The 16,801-nt window shown below is 57.2% G+C and carries 15 protein-coding genes; 5 read left to right on the plus strand and 10 right to left on the minus strand.

What is annotated here, in order from left to right; all coding sequences use genetic code 11:
• Positions 1-40: 40 nt before the first annotated feature.
• Entirely contained in the window at positions 41-1,288 is a 1,248-nt protein-coding gene (locus AUC61_RS18015; RefSeq protein ID WP_243247543.1) for an OprD family porin, read from the plus strand.
• Between the two features lie 120 nt (positions 1,289-1,408).
• On the opposite strand, the gene AUC61_RS18020 is transcribed toward AUC61_RS18015, so the two are convergent.
• Both AUC61_RS18020 and AUC61_RS18025 read right to left on the minus strand, forming a co-directional pair.
• The gene (locus AUC61_RS18020; protein WP_122663364.1) at positions 1,409-1,696 is read right to left on the minus strand and encodes a DUF1883 domain-containing protein; all 288 of its coding nucleotides are present in this window, start codon (positions 1,694-1,696) and stop codon (positions 1,409-1,411) included.
• A gap of 51 nt (positions 1,697-1,747) precedes the next feature.
• On the minus strand, positions 1,748-2,050 hold the full coding sequence (locus tag AUC61_RS18025) for an ArsR/SmtB family transcription factor (RefSeq protein WP_122663365.1): 303 nt from the start codon (positions 2,048-2,050) through the stop codon (positions 1,748-1,750).
• A gap of 86 nt (positions 2,051-2,136) precedes the next feature.
• Between AUC61_RS18025 and AUC61_RS18030 the strand changes: the two genes are divergently transcribed.
• Complete coding sequence (locus tag AUC61_RS18030; protein ID WP_243247544.1) at positions 2,137-3,225, plus strand: NADH:flavin oxidoreductase/NADH oxidase; 1,089 nt, start codon at positions 2,137-2,139, stop codon at positions 3,223-3,225.
• A gap of 90 nt (positions 3,226-3,315) precedes the next feature.
• Here AUC61_RS18030 and AUC61_RS18035 read toward each other — a convergent pair whose 3' ends face one another.
• Positions 3,316-4,215 carry a polysaccharide deacetylase family protein gene (locus AUC61_RS18035; protein WP_243247545.1) on the minus strand — a complete coding sequence of 300 codons (900 nt, stop codon included), beginning with the start codon at positions 4,213-4,215 and terminating at the stop codon, positions 3,316-3,318.
• Between the two features lie 644 nt (positions 4,216-4,859).
• Here AUC61_RS18035 and AUC61_RS18040 point away from each other — a divergent pair.
• Positions 4,860-5,297 (plus strand): response regulator, encoded by a 438-nt coding sequence (locus AUC61_RS18040; RefSeq protein WP_243247546.1) that lies wholly within the window; start codon positions 4,860-4,862, stop codon positions 5,295-5,297.
• 196 nt (positions 5,298-5,493) lie between these two features.
• Here AUC61_RS18040 and AUC61_RS18045 read toward each other — a convergent pair whose 3' ends face one another.
• From AUC61_RS18045 to AUC61_RS18070, 6 genes are all read right to left on the minus strand, one after another.
• The gene (locus AUC61_RS18045; RefSeq protein ID WP_243247547.1) at positions 5,494-8,592 is read right to left on the minus strand and encodes an error-prone DNA polymerase; all 3,099 of its coding nucleotides are present in this window, start codon (positions 8,590-8,592) and stop codon (positions 5,494-5,496) included.
• Positions 8,589-10,010, minus strand: a complete 1,422-nt coding sequence (locus AUC61_RS18050) for a Y-family DNA polymerase (RefSeq protein ID WP_243247548.1) — start codon at positions 10,008-10,010, stop codon at positions 8,589-8,591. Before AUC61_RS18050 ends, AUC61_RS18045 begins: the two co-directional genes overlap by 4 nt.
• A gap of 7 nt (positions 10,011-10,017) precedes the next feature.
• On the minus strand, positions 10,018-10,635 hold the full coding sequence (gene imuA / locus AUC61_RS18055) for a translesion DNA synthesis-associated protein ImuA (protein ID WP_243247627.1): 618 nt from the start codon (positions 10,633-10,635) through the stop codon (positions 10,018-10,020).
• Positions 10,635-11,252, minus strand: coding sequence for a transcriptional repressor LexA (gene lexA, locus AUC61_RS18060; protein WP_243247549.1), 618 nt, complete (start codon positions 11,250-11,252; stop codon positions 10,635-10,637). Before lexA ends, imuA begins: the two co-directional genes overlap by 1 nt.
• A 67-nt stretch (positions 11,253-11,319) precedes the next feature.
• On the minus strand, positions 11,320-12,000 hold the full coding sequence (locus AUC61_RS18065) for a hypothetical protein (RefSeq protein WP_243247550.1): 681 nt from the start codon (positions 11,998-12,000) through the stop codon (positions 11,320-11,322).
• 284 nt (positions 12,001-12,284) lie between these two features.
• On the minus strand, positions 12,285-13,403 hold the full coding sequence (locus AUC61_RS18070) for an MFS transporter (protein WP_243247551.1): 1,119 nt from the start codon (positions 13,401-13,403) through the stop codon (positions 12,285-12,287).
• Between the two features lie 131 nt (positions 13,404-13,534).
• On the opposite strand from AUC61_RS18070, the gene AUC61_RS18075 reads away from it, so the two are divergent.
• Positions 13,535-13,681: a hypothetical protein gene (locus AUC61_RS18075; RefSeq protein WP_243247552.1), complete on the plus strand. Its 147-nt coding sequence runs from the start codon at positions 13,535-13,537 to the stop codon at positions 13,679-13,681.
• Between the two features lie 79 nt (positions 13,682-13,760).
• Positions 13,761-14,033, plus strand: a complete 273-nt coding sequence (locus tag AUC61_RS18080; protein ID WP_162873809.1) for a DUF1652 domain-containing protein — start codon at positions 13,761-13,763, stop codon at positions 14,031-14,033.
• 146 nt (positions 14,034-14,179) lie between these two features.
• Here AUC61_RS18080 and AUC61_RS18085 read toward each other — a convergent pair whose 3' ends face one another.
• Entirely contained in the window at positions 14,180-16,672 is a 2,493-nt protein-coding gene (locus tag AUC61_RS18085) for a UvrD-helicase domain-containing protein (protein WP_243247553.1), read from the minus strand.
• Between the last annotated feature and the right edge of the window lie 129 nt (positions 16,673-16,801).

The raw sequence follows: 16,801 nt of genomic DNA on the forward strand, positions 1-16,801 counted from the left end.
ACTTCGCATCTGCTGATTATTTTTGATAAGGGTTTAAACCATGCGGTCAGCTTTCATGCTTGGCAGTGCAACGCTGTGCGCGGCTATCTCCGGCGCGGCGTTGGGGGATGATGTTCTCGGCAATCCGTTTTTCAAAGACAGCACCACACAAATCGTGGCGCGAAACTTCTACTTCAATCGTGACTTCCGCAATGCAGCGTCCAACGCGCAAAGCTATCGCGAGGAGTGGGCACAAGGTTTCATCGGTACGTTCACCTCGGGCTTCACACCCGGGACTGTAGGCTTCGGGGTCGATGCGATTGGCCTTTACGGCATGAAACTCGACAGCAGCTCGGACCGAATCGGCAGCGGCTTGCTGCCGAGCAGTGGCAACCATGTAGCGGGCGTCGACCACGCGGCAGACGACTACTCTCGGGCCGCAGGCGCAGTGAAGGTGAAAATTTCAAAGACCGTGCTGAAATACGGCCAGCAAACGCTGAACTTGCCGGTCTACTCCACCGGTGACAGCCGTTTGCTGCCGGAGACAACCGAAGGTTTCTATTTGAGCAGTAAGGAAATCGACAACCTGCGAGTTGATGTTGCGCACCTGACGTCGTTGAGCGCCTACAGCCAGAGTGCTCACAACGCCAGTGGTATGACCAAGGCCGATGTAGTGGGTGCCACTTACAACTTCACGCCGAACCTGACCGGTGCTATTTACGCATCGGATGTTGAAGACTTGTGGAAGAAGAAGTATCTGGGCCTGAGTTGGGTTAAACCGATCGACTCCAGACAAGCCTTCACTGCTGATTTTCGCTTCTACAACCAGAAGAGTACCGGTGCTGAGAATGGCGGGGATATCGACAGCAACTCGTTCAGTCTCAAGGGCGCTTATGCTTATGGCCCACATAAGGTAACGCTGGCCTATCAAGCGATCACCGGCAAGAACGGCTATGTGTTTTACACCGACGGCGGCAACACCGACTACATGGCCAACTACGTGCAATACGCCGAGTTCACCCGCGAAGACGAACGCTCATGGCAAGCACGCTACGACTTCAACTTCGCGGCCTTGGGTGTGCCCGGGTTAGAGGTTTTTGCCCGCTACATCAGCGGTGACAACATCAGCCTGGCCAACGGTTCGCGTAATCAGAACGAATGGGAGCGCGACCTGGAAGCGTCCTACGTGATTCAGAGCGGTCCGTTGAAAGACCTTTCGTTCCGGGTACGCCAGGCGACCTATCGCAACTCGTTCAGTGGTGACGTCGATGACGTGAGGTTCATCACCCAGTATCCGATCAATCTTTGATGGGTAACGCTGGTTAATGGTAGGAGCCAACTTGTTGGCGAGGCGATAGTTCTGAGTTAACAGGCTCACTGCCTCGCCAACAAGTTGGCTCCTACCGGCCGGATTTCGAGTGCAGCGGCGTCACGATCTGCGAATGATTTTGATCGAATGCGTCAGGGTCGGTTTGCGCGTCACGCTAATGGCTCGGCGGGTCACGGTATCGATAGTAATGTTCCAGTAACCACTGCTTGGCACAGTGATTTTGGCCGGAAAGGTATCGAAAGCACCGCCGTGATAAGTATGGCGGCCACCGTTCTTGAAGCTGCGAAAGTTCGCATCGCTCATGAGGCGGATGTTGCAAGTCTGTGAAGCCTGAATGACCACGATGTCGTCTTCATTGAGGTGTTCACGCTGGTGTATGAATTTCATTTACGGCTCCGGCCATCATATAGTTAAGGCCTTTCTATCGTTGAAAGCTTTTCAGGCTTTTTGGGCAAGGATCGTTGTCAGCAGTCCAGGAAAGCGACTGTCGATGTCGTCGCTGCGCAATGAGTTCATGTGGGTCGTACCCGCACTTTGCGTCATCACCAGGCCCGCATCGCGCAAAACCCGAAAATGATGAGACATGCTCGACTTGGGGCGGCCGCCGTCCAGCTCGCCACAAGTTGCCTGAGGCACGCTGCCCAGATGCCGGACTATCTCCAGGCGAACCGGATCGCTCAACGCATGAAAGATACGCTCAAGCTCGAAGTCGCTGGCTGGGGGATGTTTGAATGGTCGCATGCGGCGAATCATACACGGGGCTTTACCCGACAGCCATTGTTCGAATAGTATCGAACAAACGAAACGCCATCTTCGAGGTACGTTCAATGTCTGCCCTGTTCCAACCCTATACCCTGAAAGACATCACGCTGCGCAACCGTATCGCGGTCCCGCCTATGTGCCAATACAGCGCTACTGACGGTCTGATCAACGAATGGCACCAGGTCCACCTGGCCGCAATCGCCCGCGGTGGCGCCGGTCTGGTGATCGTTGAAGCCACGGCTGTGTCGCCTGAGGGTCGTATCACACCGGGCTGCACCGGGATCTGGAACGATGAACTGGCGCAAGCGTTTGTGCCTGTGGTCAAGGCCATCAAGGCCGCAGGTTCCGTACCTGGCATTCAGATTGCTCACGCAGGTCGCAAGGCCAGCGCCAATCGTCCGTGGGAAGGCGACGATCATATTGCTGCCGATGATGCGCGTGGCTGGCAGACGATTGCCCCCTCAGCCATCGCCTTTGGTGCCAACCTTCCAAAACAGCCTACGGCCATGACCCTGGATGACATCGCTCGCGTCCGCGAGGATTTTGTCGCCGCGGCACGACGGGCACGGGATGCAGGTTTCGAATGGCTCGAACTGCACTTCGCGCATGGTTATCTGGCGCAGTCGTTCTTCTCCGAGCACTCCAACCACCGCGAAGATGCCTATGGTGGCAGTTTTGAAAACCGTAGCCGCTTCCTGCTGGAAACCCTGGCGGCCGTACGCGAAGTCTGGCCTGAGCATTTGCCGCTGACCGCCCGTTTTGGCGTACTGGAGTTCGACGGCCGTGACGAGCAGACGCTGGTGGAGTCCATTGAGTTGACCCGTCAGTTCAAGGCCGCGGGCCTGGATATGCTCAGCGTCAGCATCGGCTTTACCATCCCTGAAACCCAGATTCCATGGGGCCCGGCCTTCATGGGGCCAATTGCCGAGCGAGTCCGTCGCGAAGCAGGTATTCCGGTTTCTTCGGCCTGGGGTTTCGGTACTCCAGCTATTGCCGAGCAGGTGGTCAAAGACGGTCAGCTTGATCTGGTCATGGTCGGCCGAGCGCATTTGGCCAACCCGCACTGGGCGTATTACGCAGCCAAAGAACTGGGTGTCGATCGGGCATCCTGGACCCTGCCTGCGCCCTACGCTCACTGGCTTGAGCGTTACTAAGCACTTGCTTCAGCCGCAACAGGTATAAAACAGAAAGGCGACCCGCGTGGTCGCCTTTCTGTTTTCAGTAACGCCTTTGCTGTGCGCTGTTTATCTTGAGTCGTTGTCCCAGATCCAGCCCCACATGCCTGGCAAGTGAACGGCGATGGCGCTGGTCGGTACCGTTCGGGACGTCGCTGCGCGTTGCAACTCGGCGCGGTCGTCGTAGAAAGGCTTGGGGGCGACTTTGAGCCCGGTTGCCTGAGCGCTGTCCAACAGAATCTGCAGATACTCGCGGGTATGCCGTGCGGTGTAGCGGTTGAGGTCGTGAAAGGTCACCACAATCGGGATTGCGCCATCTACCGCGTAAAACTCACCGCTGGCAACCCGCTCACGTACCTCGGACATTTCCCTGAGCATGTGGGCGCGTCGACGCGGGCTGGCATTGAAACCCCAGATCTTGCCGTCATTGGCGCTGATGTCCGTCAACAAAACCTGCATGCCATGGCGCTGGTAGGCTGCGAATGTTCGACTGTCGTAGTTCCAGAACGGCGGGCGCAACAACGTCGGCGGGCTGCCCATGCTTGTCGCTATGATCGAACTGCCTTGTTGCAGCGAGTGCTCCAGCTCTTCAGGGCTCAACGAACGATGATTGGTATGGGCAGGCGTTGCCGAGTGAAAACCGAGGATATGCCCTGCATCGCTTTCGCGGCGCATGATCCTGCGTCCCCTGTCGCTGTTGCCCGCCCGCGAAACGCCGGTCTGAACGAAGAAGATCGCTTTGATATCGTTTTGCACAGGATTCTGCGCGAGGCTATGCAGCACTTCCAGAGTCGGGTTGGCCAGGCTGGAAGCACTTGGTCCGTCGTCAAAGGTCACAACAAAGCGGATGGGCGCTTGCTGGCTCAAGCGTTCCGAGGTGTGTTCACTCAGGGGGATGGGCGCTGCAATACAACCCGCAAGCGCCGCCGAAATGGTCAGCCCGGATAAAACGCTACAGATACTTCTCATTGACTTGGGTTTTCCGGGTTACAGCCGCAGGGCATGGCGCAGGGTCTCTTCAGGCACCCTTGCGTAGATAATATTGGACATTTAACGAGACAGGCAGCAGTTGTGTCATGTCGGTACTTCAAACCCGGATGCGCTGGTTGCCTGCAAAAAAAACGCGAGTGTATACGCAGGTCATTTAGCTGTGTAGTGCTCAATGCCTTTGTAGGGCGCGTTATTGCAAGCTAGCGGATGTCTGGGGGGCGATGTATCAGAACGGACGTATCGTGACCTCGCGTTACCGGTGCAGGTCCCCTGTTTTGGCGCGAGGCAGTGGGGTGTATGGGCGGTACTGCACGTCTATAGTGAGTTCATTCAGCGTAAATAACTGTGCCCGGTTCTGACCCAGTTCACAGGTCCGCACGCCTGGGCTTTATTTACTGACTCTGGAGCATTCCAATCATGATAACTTCCCTGCCAGGCTGACCTGGACGCATGGAGTGCCCTTTTCAAGCACCGATGAACCAGCCGATTATCTGCAACTCGTCGTTTTTTATAAAAAAATGAATTTTTTCGGGTTTGTTTTGTTCAGATATCGGGGAGCAACAAAATGGATCCACGTTGCTGTGCTTCCCGATTTTTAATGTATGAGGCTGAGGAAAGGAAAAATGACTCAATCACCGCAGTATGAAGAGTCCTCACAAGACCGGGATCTGATCTTGATCGTCGAAGACGAACCAATGATCCGGGACTTTGTGCAAGAGATTCTGGAGTTTGAGGGCGGCTTCAGGACTGAGTCTGTGGAGAATGCCGATCAAGCGGTTGAGTATCTCGAAAAGCATGCCGGTGATGTCTCGCTACTGCTGACCGACGTGCGCATGCCTGGCAGCATGGATGGCATCGCGCTGGCTAACCTGGTTGCCACTAAATGGGGTATTCCCATTGTCGTCATGTCTGGCCATGGAACACCGGGCAGCGATCAGCTTCCTGCCGATATCCTGTTCATCGCCAAGCCCTGGACTATTTCCCAGTTGCTTGATGGTGTCCACAACACCCTCAGTGCCAGCAAGGCACCTTTAAGTGTCTCCGCGACCGAAACGCGCTAAGCGTCACCACGACTCCTGAACTGCCTTTTTGATTTCCATTCATCAAGGCTCTCTGCGCTACAAAGCGATGGCAATAGACCGTGCGGTCGGCGTCAGTCGGCAGCAGGGGTCGATATTTACAGTGGGTTGACCGGTCATTCAAGCGATGTATTCCAGTGCGATCCATTGCAGGGGCTCGCAGAGCTCTTTTGCAGGGCTATTTAAAGTCCCGGCTGCGGACATCCAGCCCGGTGAGCAAAGGCGTCAGATCATAGAGCCGTTGTGCAATCAGATGACGTACGCCACCTTGTGATTCCAGACGGCCAAACACCTGAAGCAATTGCGCGCTCACCAACACTTTGCGTTGCCGCTCGGCAAGATCGCGCCAGACCACCACGTTAACCATTCCAAACTCGTCCTCAAGTGTCACAAAGGTCACACCGCTGGCCGTTCCTGGACGCTGACGACCAACCACTAACCCCGCGACGCTCAGAGTCCGGCCATGTTCAAGGTCAAGCAGGTCTTTTGAGCTGCGAAAGCGTTTCGCAGCCAGTTGACGGCGCAGCATGGCGAGTGGATGCGGGCCCAGCGTGGTGCCGGTCATGGCGTAATCGGCCATCAAGTCTTGCGCAACAGTGGGCAACGGCAGAGAAACCTGTGTTTCTTCACTGCGCTGCTCGGGACCAAACAAGGGCCGTTGCACTTCAACCCCAGCCACTTCCCAGCGCGCCCGATGACGATGCCCGATCAAACCGCGCAGCGCACCTGAATCAGCCAGTTGCTCCAGCGCCCGGCCATCGAGCCCGGCACGCTGACTCAAATCGGTGGCGTCTTGCAATGCGCCCCGCTCCCTGGCCATTTCGATACGTCGACCATCGTCCTCACGAAAACCCTTGATCATCCGCAGCCCCATGCGCAAGGCCAGTGAGCGATTGCGATCGGTGTGTTCGACAGGCTCAAGTGAGCAATCCCAGTCGCTATAGCGCACGTCTACCGGACGTATTTCAATGTGGTGGCGACGGGCGTCCTGCAGGATTTGATCCGGGCTATAGAACCCCATTGGCCAACTGTTGATCAGCGCGCAGGCAAAGGCTGCGGGTTCATGGCACTTCAGCCAGCAACTGGCATACGTCAGCAAGGCAAAACTGGCGGCATGGGACTCTGGAAATCCGTAGCTGCCGAAGCCCTTGATCTGCTCGAAGATGCGTTGAATGAATGCAGGCTCGTAACCATTGGCGGTCATCCGTTCCGCGAGACGAACACGATGTGGCTCCAGGCCGCCATGACGCTTCCAGGCTGCCATGGAACGACGCAGTTCATCTGCCTCGCCGGGCGTGTAATCAGCGGCGATGATCGCCACCTCCATGACCTGTTCCTGAAACAACGGCACGCCCAGGGTTCGATTGAATACTTTCTCCAGCCTGGGCGGATAACTAACCTCCTCCTCCTTATTTCGCCTGCGAAGATAAGGATGAACCATGTCGCCCTGAATCGGCCCCGGCCGGACAATGGCCACCTCGATCACCAGATCATAAAACTTCTTGGGTTTCATGCGCGGCAGCATGGCCATCTGCGCCCGGGACTCAATCTGGAACACCCCAACAGTGTCAGCGCGGCCAATCATCTCGTAGGTGACCGGGTCATCTTCCGGCAGGGAGGCAAGCGTCCAGTCGTTCCCCCGGTAGCGGCGCACCAGATCAAAGGTTCTACGCAACGCGCTGAGCATGCCCAAGGCCAGAATGTCGACCTTGAGCAAACCTACTGCATCCAGATCGTCCTTGTCCCACTGAATGATGGTCCTGTCAGCCATCGCAGCGTTTTCTACGGGCACCAGGGTGTTGAGCGGGTGCTCGGAAATCACGAAGCCACCGGGGTGTTGCGATAAGTGCCGGGGAAACCCTATCAGCTCGCGGGTCAGGGTCAGAACACGATGGAGTATGGGAGTTTGCGGGTCGAATCCACTTTCACGCAGGCGTTCCGCCGTCGGTAACTCATCACTCCAGTTGCTGAAACAATCAGCCAGGGCATTGATCTGGTCGGGTGGCAGGCCCAGCACTCTGGCGATATCCCGTACGGCTCCCGTGCCGTGATAAGTGCTGGCCACCGCCGTCAGCGCCGCCCTGCCCCGGCCATAGCGCTTAAACACGTACTGCAAGACTTCTTCGCGACGCTCGTGCTCAAAGTCCACGTCGATATCGGGCGGCTCGTTCCGCTCTTTTGAGATGAAACGCTCGAACAGCAGATTGCTTCTTTCCGGGTTCAGCTCAGTAATGCCCAGCGCAAAGCAGACCACCGAGTTAGCCGCAGAGCCACGGCCCTGACAGAGGATGTCGCGGCCGCGAGCGAACTGGACAATGTCGTGAACCGTCAGAAAGTAACTGTCGAATTTCATTTCGCTGATCAGGCGCAGTTCTTTCTCTATCTGGGCCCTTGTCTCTTGCGTGGGCCCACATGGCCAACGCTTGCGCGCACCTTCCTCGGTCTTCTCCCGTAGCCATGAAGTAGATGTGTGCCCGGAGGGCACCAGTTCATGGGGGTACTCGTACTGCAACTGGTTTAGATCGAAGCAGCAGCGTCGGGCAATATGTACCGTTTCAGCCAACAGTGTTTCAGGATAGAGCGCAGCCAAAGCGTCTGTTGAGCGCAAATGCCGCTCGCCATTGGGGAACAAGTGATGGCCTGCTTCGGCCACCGTCGTGTGACGGCGGATAGCGGTCATGGTGTCCTGCAAAGCTCGCCGACCTCGGGCATGCATGTGGACATCGCCGCTGGCAACGGCTGGAATGTGCAGGTTTTGCGCTAGATCCCGTAGTTTCTCCAGGCGATGCTGGTCATCAGGTCCGCGATGCAGCTCGACAGCCAGCCACAACACGTCAGCAAACTGGCTGCCTAACCAGCGGCCGTGCTCAAGCAGGTTACTGTCCGTGAGTTCGGTGTCGGGTACCCACAAGGCCAGCAGTCCCGGCATGGCATGGCCGAAGTCCTCGCGAAACAGTTGATATTGACCTTTTTTGGCTCTGCGTCGGGCCACGGTTATCAACTGGCACAGCGCTTGGTAGCCCTGCAGATTCTCCACCAGCAAAACCACCTTTGGCCCATCGTCGATCTGCATTTCGCTGCCGACGATCAGAGGCAGGCCGGTTTTTTTCGAGGCCTGCCAGGCACGAACGATCCCTGCCAGCGTGCATTCGTCGGTGATTGCCAGCGCCGCATAGCCGTGGGCCGTGGCCCGTTCAAAGAGTTCAAGGGCGCTGGATGCTCCACGCTGAAAACTGAAGTTCGTCAGGCAGTGCAATTCGGCATATGGCTGGTTCATGCAAACCAGCCATGCAATAACAGATCACCCTGTTCGCCAACAGGTCGATACGCCCAGCCACGCTGACCGGTCCTGGTCTCGACCAGATAATAGTCACGACGCACATCGCCACCGTCCCACCAGCCTGATTCAATACGCTCGGGCCCGGCAAGAATCCGTGTCCCGACACCCTGCAAAGGTTGTGGCTCAGGCAATAACCAGCCAGGTCTGGGGATTGTCGGCGCGCGAGGCCTGGTCTTGGTCTTGGTCACAAGGTTGCGCTGCCAGGCGCATTCAGGACGATGATCGGCGTGCATCTGCAATGCATTGACCGAATCGTCACCCAGGCGCGCGCGCAAACGTTCACGCAGCTGCTCCCAAGGCAATGCCTGCTGTGGACGCTCGTCAAACAACTCTCGAAATACCGGAACAAAAGCGGGCAAGTCACGCGCCAGCATACGCACAGCGCGTACCGGTGACGTCACCTGTATCTGCTCAAGTCTGCCTCTGGCCAGTTCAAACAGCATGCCCGCTTCGCGCTCGGCACTAAGCAAGCCAATGGGCACGATGCTTTCGGGTCCATCGTTATGTTCCAGATACAGGCTAAAACGCTGCACGCCGCTGTCGCGCCCGGCCAGGAATGCAGCCAGGTCTGCGACCAGTCGCTTGAGGGGGAATAACAACGCCTGATGTGACTCGACATCGAAATTCAACTCGATGCGCACATCGAAGTAGTCCGGTGGTGCGTAACACTCCAGCGCGACCGGACGCTCGCCCAGCAAATTATCCAGATGCTGCAACACTTGCGCTGGAAAGCGTCGCGCCAGAGTGTCGCGTGGCAAGCTCAGGACCTGACGCAGGGTACGCAAGCCCATACGCGACAGCGCCAGGGCAACTTCACGACTCAGCCCCACCCTGTCCACCGGCATGTGCTCCAGTCTCTGGCGCAACTCATGGGGACAGGTCACGGCGAGCCCGTCATGGGCGTTTGCCAACATGCGCGCAGCCACAGGATTGGGTGCCACGACAATGCGATGGCTGAAGCCTAACGCGCTCAACTCCTGACGCAGGCGCGCTTCGAATACAGGCCATGGTCCGAACAGGCCGAGGCTGGACTCGACTTCCATGAGCAAAACCCGTGGGTACCTGAGGCTGACTTGCGAACTGAAGCGATAGGCCCACGCAGCCAGCAATCGGTGCAGACGCTCGGTCTCGGCAGGGTCATATTCGACGGTGGCAAAGTCCCTGACCAACACCTGCGCGCTGGTCAGGGACTGACCAGCCCGTAACCCCAAAGCACGAGCCGCCGGGTTGACCGCCTGCAAGATGCGACGCTGCGCGGTACCACTCAGCAACGCGAGCGGCTCATCAGGGTCGGCACGACGGCGCATGACGCCGTCCAGTGCCATTTGTGGCAACAGGACACAGGCCCACAGCATAGGAACCTCAGGCGTCAGTTGAAAAAGGGATAGGGGAAACAGGGGCCAGGCCACCACGGCATTTCAGTATCCGTAATTGCTCGGGCCTGGTATCGATGGCAACACGTAACGCTGCGGGCGATGGGTTGTGCATGGCTGCCATGGGGCGGCAGGCGAAAGCCAGGGTCTGCCCCGTTTCGGCGGCCACCTGCAAGCGACGCAATGCCCGATCATCTGCCTGGCGTGGCCAGCACAGCACGGCTCCGCAACTGCCGGAGCGCAGGCATTGCTCGGCAGCCCATAATGCATCGCGTTCGCTGGCCTGAATCAGATTGACCTGACGCATGTCTACGCCCGCCGCCAGCCAGGCCTGCGGGTATGGAATATAAGGAGGAGCCACCAGCACGACCCGCTCGCCGCTGTCGGTCAGCCTGGCCAAAGTGGGCCAGAGCAGGCGCAACTCACCACTGCCATCGGCCGCGACAAGAATCTCGCTCAGTGCTGATGCAGGCCAGCCACCGGTTGGCAACACCTTGTCCAGCGCAGAATGACCAGTAGGCTGCAGGCCGACAGGCGCTGTGTGTTGCCGACCTTTCCAGACCCGACGCTCGTCCAGCAGCGAATCGAGACTGACAACGGCGCCCATCATGCACGCCTCACCAGACCACAGAACACACCCTCAATGGCGAAGTCCTGATCCGGCTCCACAACAATGGGGGCATACGCCGGATTGCGCGGCAGCAGGACAAAGCTATCGCTGCCCTTTTGCAAACGCTTGATTGTCACTTCGCCATCGAGTCGTGCAACCACGATTTGCCCGTCATGGGCATCGCTGCTGCGGTGCACGCCTACCAGATCACCATCGAGGATACCGTCCTCAATCATCGAATCGCCTTGAACACGCAGCAGGTAATCGGGTACCCGGGAAAAAGTACTGCGATCCATCAGCAAGGTGTCGTGGTGGTCTACGTCCGGACCAATCGGCATGCCTGCGGCCACACGGCCCATGACCGGAATGGCCAGCATTTCGGGCCGCGGGGTTGACTGAACCAGACGAATCCCCCGGGCCTGATTGGGCAGCACCTCGATCAGCCCGGCTTCGGTCAGGGCAATGATGTGCTTGCGGGCCACGCTACGCGAAGCAAAACCAAAGGCTTCGGAGATTTCGGCCAGGCTCGGAGATTGACCTTGCTGCGCGATACGATCACGGATGAAGGTCAGGATGGCGCTACGTTTGGGAGATAATGTACTCATGGAGCACATTTGTACTCCATTGTATTATTTCTGGCTAGAGCATTTGGTCGCCGCACCCGTCAGCGACCAAAGAAACTCAGGACGGGCAGCCCTCGGCGCCGTCGTTCAGCCCTTGTTTGTAGTTTTCGTATTCAAGCGTTGCCTTGCCATTGACCCACTTGAGGGTCAGGACCAGCACTGAATCGAAGTCATCGCCCGTCCAGTCATCGAGCAAGGTGATTTTCTTTCCAGATGCCTCTTCGGCAACCTTGTTGATCAATTCCGGCAGGTAACCGTGGGACCAGGCGGTATAGATGGTCGCGTCGTGATACTTGTCTCGCATCAACTCATCAGCCAGCGCACCCGTGTCATTGGCGCCATAGTCAATGTTGACCGGCAGGCCAAGCTTGATGGCGCTCGGCCCGACCGTCATCAATGGACGGAGGTAGCTGTAAGAGTGATCGCCCTCACCCTCCTCTACATGACGACTGGGGTTGGCGGCAAAAATGAAATTGGCTTTGCCAAATTGTCGCGGCAGTAACTCGGAGAGATCAATGGCGCGGTTCAGGCCCTGACAGTTGAGCTGACCAAGCCCCATGGAAGGTTTCTCCGCATGGCGCATGAACACTAAGGTTTGAGTACCGTTCTTGGGTTCGGCATGCACGCCTTTACCCAGACTGAACAGTGCGACGGACGATGCAACCAATGCCACAGGAACAAAAAACCAGGCACAGCGTCGCTGCAGGCGGCTGAGGATAGTGGATCGGGAAATTTTCATGAGTCTCTTATTTTGGCGTGCAGTAGTGAGGTGCGTAGCATGAAATGCTTCCCTGAGTGGGTCAGCTACCCCGTACAACTCCCTTTTCGAGCACTCCGAAGCGTGTCCCTGAAACGCCCCACAGCCTAACGCGCATATATTTCGATCTTGTTGACGTGCCAATAGGAGTCGAAATTGCCCTTAAGGTTGCACACGACCCGGCCAAAAGTCGGAAAAATCAAAGGCCAAGGTGTAATTGAATGTGTGTTCCTCATGGATAAACCACATTGGCCTGCCAGTACTCATTACTTGCGAAGCCCGCAAAACACGGCACTGAGCGCGACTGCCAAACCCGCCAGAGCATACACCCATACAGCAGAAGTAACAGGCAACAATAGGCCTGCCAACAAAGGCCCGATGCCTGCTCCTATGTCTCGCCATACCGCATTGGCGGCGAGCGCCTGCACCCGATCAGGACCGGGGTTACGCTGGGCAACAAGGGTCGTGACCAGAGGCAGTTGCACCGCACGCAGCACCAATACCCCACCGGCGCCCAGTATCAACCAGTGGGAGCCGAACGCGATCAGTGCAAGACACGTCAATACAGAACAGACCACCAGCATGCGAACCGCGCCGAAATGGTCCGCAGCCCGCCCGCCTACAGGGCTCAGAACCATCTCTGAGACATAACGCAAGGCCAGTAAAACGCCGGCCACAATAACGCCGTTGCCGCCCATCACTGTCTGCGCCTGTAACGCGAGACTAAAGATAAACAAGCCGTCCAGCGCAACGCCTTCGATAAATGACCAGGTGGCGACACTGTCTGGCGCCTTGAAACGGCGACCCGTGGGGGCAGGCATGGCATGCGGGCTGTCAGGCAGGCGCCGTGCAAGCCACCAGCCGGTCAGCGCAGCAACGGTCAGCAACATGAAAATCACCCGTGGGCCAAATTCAATGCTCACGAGCGCGCCCAGCGGCAATGCGATCATGGGGCCGATGGCAATAAATGCCCTTGAGCGACCCGAGCGATGCGCCGCGCCTGCAGCGTCTGACGTGGCCAGTACCTGGGTTGAGAGGTTCATGGCCGCATAGGCCAGCCCCCACCCCAGACGCAGAATCAAAAGCCACCAGAAACCTGAAATGAAGGCGTTGCCCAAGGCACAGACAGCGGCCGTCGCAGCAGCGAGCATTACGGTAGGACGGTCTCCATTGCGCGCGTAATAGCGCACCACATAGCTGTAACCGAAGATACGCACCAACCGATTCGCCGCGAGCAAGATACCCGCTTGCGTCAGGCTGATACCAAACGCTTCAACGTGCATGGGTAACAACAGATACAGCAAGACATCGCTGGGCAGACACAGCGCCAATACTATTGCGGAACGACGGGAAGCAACATCAGCAGTGCGCGGAGCCGAAGCCATATCCAGAAAAACCCGGTTACAAAGCGGAACCGAAGCATGCCGCGTCAGGGTTGCTTATGACAACCCTGTGACGGGGAAATAGCTTTTTCAGCGCTGCGGCATGACCGAAAGAGCCTTTAGGAATAACAGGCATGACTCACATCAACAAATCGAAATATTTTCCATTTACCGTAAAAAAATCTCGGCTGATGCGCTTTGGGAGTGCTACTTTTGGTCTTCGTAAGGACTGTTCAGAAATATTGCAGGAAGGCGCCTCGGCTGACGTAGGAAACTACTGATCTCATACTTAGGCCTCTCAGCTTTTGCTGCCGTCTAGACAGCTCCCTTGCCTCCCATTTGAGCTATGGAAGTGCTCGTTTGAAAGAGGTGGGTCTCATGAATAAAGTCACGTTCCCCAATGCTTGTCAGCTGATGCGCTGGTATTTCCATCCGGTGGGCTTCGAAGCCACCATGGACGCACCCAGCAGCATGGTAGCCCGCCTGTTTGACCGGGCCAGTGGCGAGACGGTCATCGCCGTTGCCGGTCTGCGTTGCGCAACCGTCATGAATGCGACTGAGGTGGAACTGATCATCGAGGCCATCGAGGCAGAGCTGGAATCGTTCGTGCCTCTGCGCGCTGTAGGGCTTTGAATAACTCGGCCCCTGACACGCGCGACACTGGACCAGTAGGAGCTCACCGAGGTTACGAGGCCAGCGATGGCGGTGTATCAGACAAACCGCCATCGCTGGCCTCGTAAACTCGGTGAGCGCCTACAGGACAGGGTTAAATCTGGAAACTACAAGCGGTCCTCAAGACCTCGCATATCCTCAAAAAACGGCTTGTCTGCCGGTATCCGGTCTGACGCTCGGGTCGTGTTCACCCCCTCCTTTGCGCTGCCATCGATATACCAGTAGCAGTGCCGCACGGCCCGGGTAATCGCCACGTACGCGAGACGCAAGACTTCATCTTTTTGCGCATTATCGAAGGCATCGGCGTCTCCTGGGCTGCCCAACCCGGCCTGACGATAAAGCTGATTCTTGTACGGTGAATGCGTCAAATGCTGGCAGTCACCCAACAGGAACACCGCGTCCGCTTGCAAGCCCTTGGCGCTGTGGTAGGTCAGCTGTTTGAAGCGTCGCGCCTGTGGTGGCAGCGCATAATCAGCATTCACTAACGCCTGTAACTTATCGGAAAGCAACGCTTTATCGCTGCTCTTGCGGTAAAGCAACAGGATCGAGTCGCCGTCGTTGTAGTGCTCGATGAGACGTTCCGTCAGCGACTCGTCATTGCGCTCCAGCACTCTGACTGGCAGCAATTCCTGCACAGCACCGCTGGCCTTGGCTTTCTTGCCTGCAATGGCAGGTGCTGCGCGCACGATATGCTCGGCAGCATCAATGATGTGCTGATGGCTGCGGTAGTTGTCACTGAGCATGACTTTGGTGGTCGCAGGCGCTGGAAACTCCTTGGGGAACTCCATGAAGAATTTCGGCGAGCTGCCACGCCAGCCATAGATCGATTGCCAGTCATCGCCCACACATAATAACGAGGCGTGTTGAGCGGTATGACCGATGTGCAGGTCTGAACCCCGACGACGGATCTCCCGCAAACAGGCGCGTACCCACGAAACGATCTGTGGCGAGACGTCCTGAAACTCATCGATCATCAGGTGCGAAAGCGGCCTGAGCTGATGGTCACCCACCAGTTTAAGATTCTCCGGCGAATTTTCGCCAAACAGGGCAAACATCCGGTTATAGGTCATCACCGGCGGTGTCTGAGTGAGCAAGTGATTTTCAAACGCTTTCCAGAACAAGCTCAAGGCTTCAAAGAAGTAACGGTCGGGATCGTTCCCGGCGAAACTCATTTCGGCCACTGCCGCCGGGACATCCAGCCCTAGGTTCTCGATAAAACCTGCCGCAGCAACAAAACTGTCCAGCAACGGTGCTGCGCTCAGATCCCCCTTGACCTTGTAATCAAACCCGGGCCCGGCAACGGCGGCGCCAGACAAAGACTGCAGGACGCGACTGCCAGCCTCATAGCTATCCAGCCATATCAATGGCTTGCGGCAGAATGCTTGAAACAGTGTGCGTTTGATCACCCATTCAGCCCACACAGGTAACTTGGCACCCTGGCGCTTCATCTGCTGGTCTTCGGATGGATCGAAACCCAGCACCACCCAGGCGTCGAGCTCTGCAATGTACCCGTGTAGATGGAAGCCAAAGCCATTGATCTCGACGGTCTGTCGCATCGGCTCGACGCCTTTGATGGGCCAGGCTTTGGCGCGTATCCACAGATCTTCGATGATGTCGCACAGTTCTTCATCGCGCCGCGCCGACAGCTCGGTAACGGTCACGCGCTTTTGTACGTCGGGGTGATCACGCTCCAGCTCCTTGAGCTGCAGCGCCTGACGGTAAAGCGGGGCCATGACGTCGCGGAAACGCTCATCGCTGGCGTACAGGTCGCGATAACACAGGTTGAGTTGCTGACGCTGGGCGTCGTTGATGCGCAGATCAAATGGATTACTGTCTGCGCCCTCTTCCAGCCCGGCTATGGTTTGAGTTCCCAGGTTTTCGAACGCCGTCAGTTTCTCCAGGCCCGGCATGCTGCGCACCAGCGGCAAAATACGCGAGTGGAAGGTGCGTACTACTTCGCGTGCCTGTTTCTGGTCAAGCGAGTGGCCCCAGCAGGTAAACACCTCGACCAGTTTATTGACAAAGTCCTTGCGAGACTCGCGAGTGAACGTCACCACGGTCATGGAACCCAGCTCAAAGCCCAGGTAGTGGTGAAGCAGCAAAATGCGCAGCACCAACGACGTCGACTTGCCTGCCCCTGCACCCGCGATGACGTAAGTTGACGGGGTATCACTGAAGATCATCTTCCATTGCGCAGCGCTGGGTTGTGCGTGAGCAGGTAACTTCTGGCCGACATCGGCTTTCATGCGTTTTTTGATGTCTGCGGTCAGCGGAAGCCGCCAATCATCGAACAGATGGTCATCCACTTTCGGCCCACGATGTTCAATCGGACGGGTATCCCGGATCACCAGGACCTTGCGGCCTTCTTCGATCCCTTCCAGATGGCCCTCTGCATAGCCCTCTTCCAGACCGTGCATATGACCATTGAGATAGCCGTCTGCATGACCTTGTCTCCAGGACGGCGCATGTTGCGACCCCAGGCGACTCAAGCCCCGGCCCAGCAGCCGCGAGAGCAGACGTTTGATCAGGGGTAGCTGATGGAGGGGGCGCAAATCGGATTCGGCATCGACGGGAACATCAACAGGCAGTTTGTCTGGCACGCAGGCTCCAGGGCACAGATAAGCAAAAGTGCCCTATGGTCGCCCGATTCAGCCTTCAGCTCCAGTAAATGCTTTGCGATCAGATGATTAGCCGATCAAGTGCAGGTTAAGTAGAGAATAAGGCACCTA

The sequence above is a fragment of the Pseudomonas maioricensis genome (assembly GCF_022790535.1).
Taxonomy (GTDB): Bacteria; Pseudomonadota; Gammaproteobacteria; order Pseudomonadales; family Pseudomonadaceae; genus Aquipseudomonas; species Aquipseudomonas maioricensis.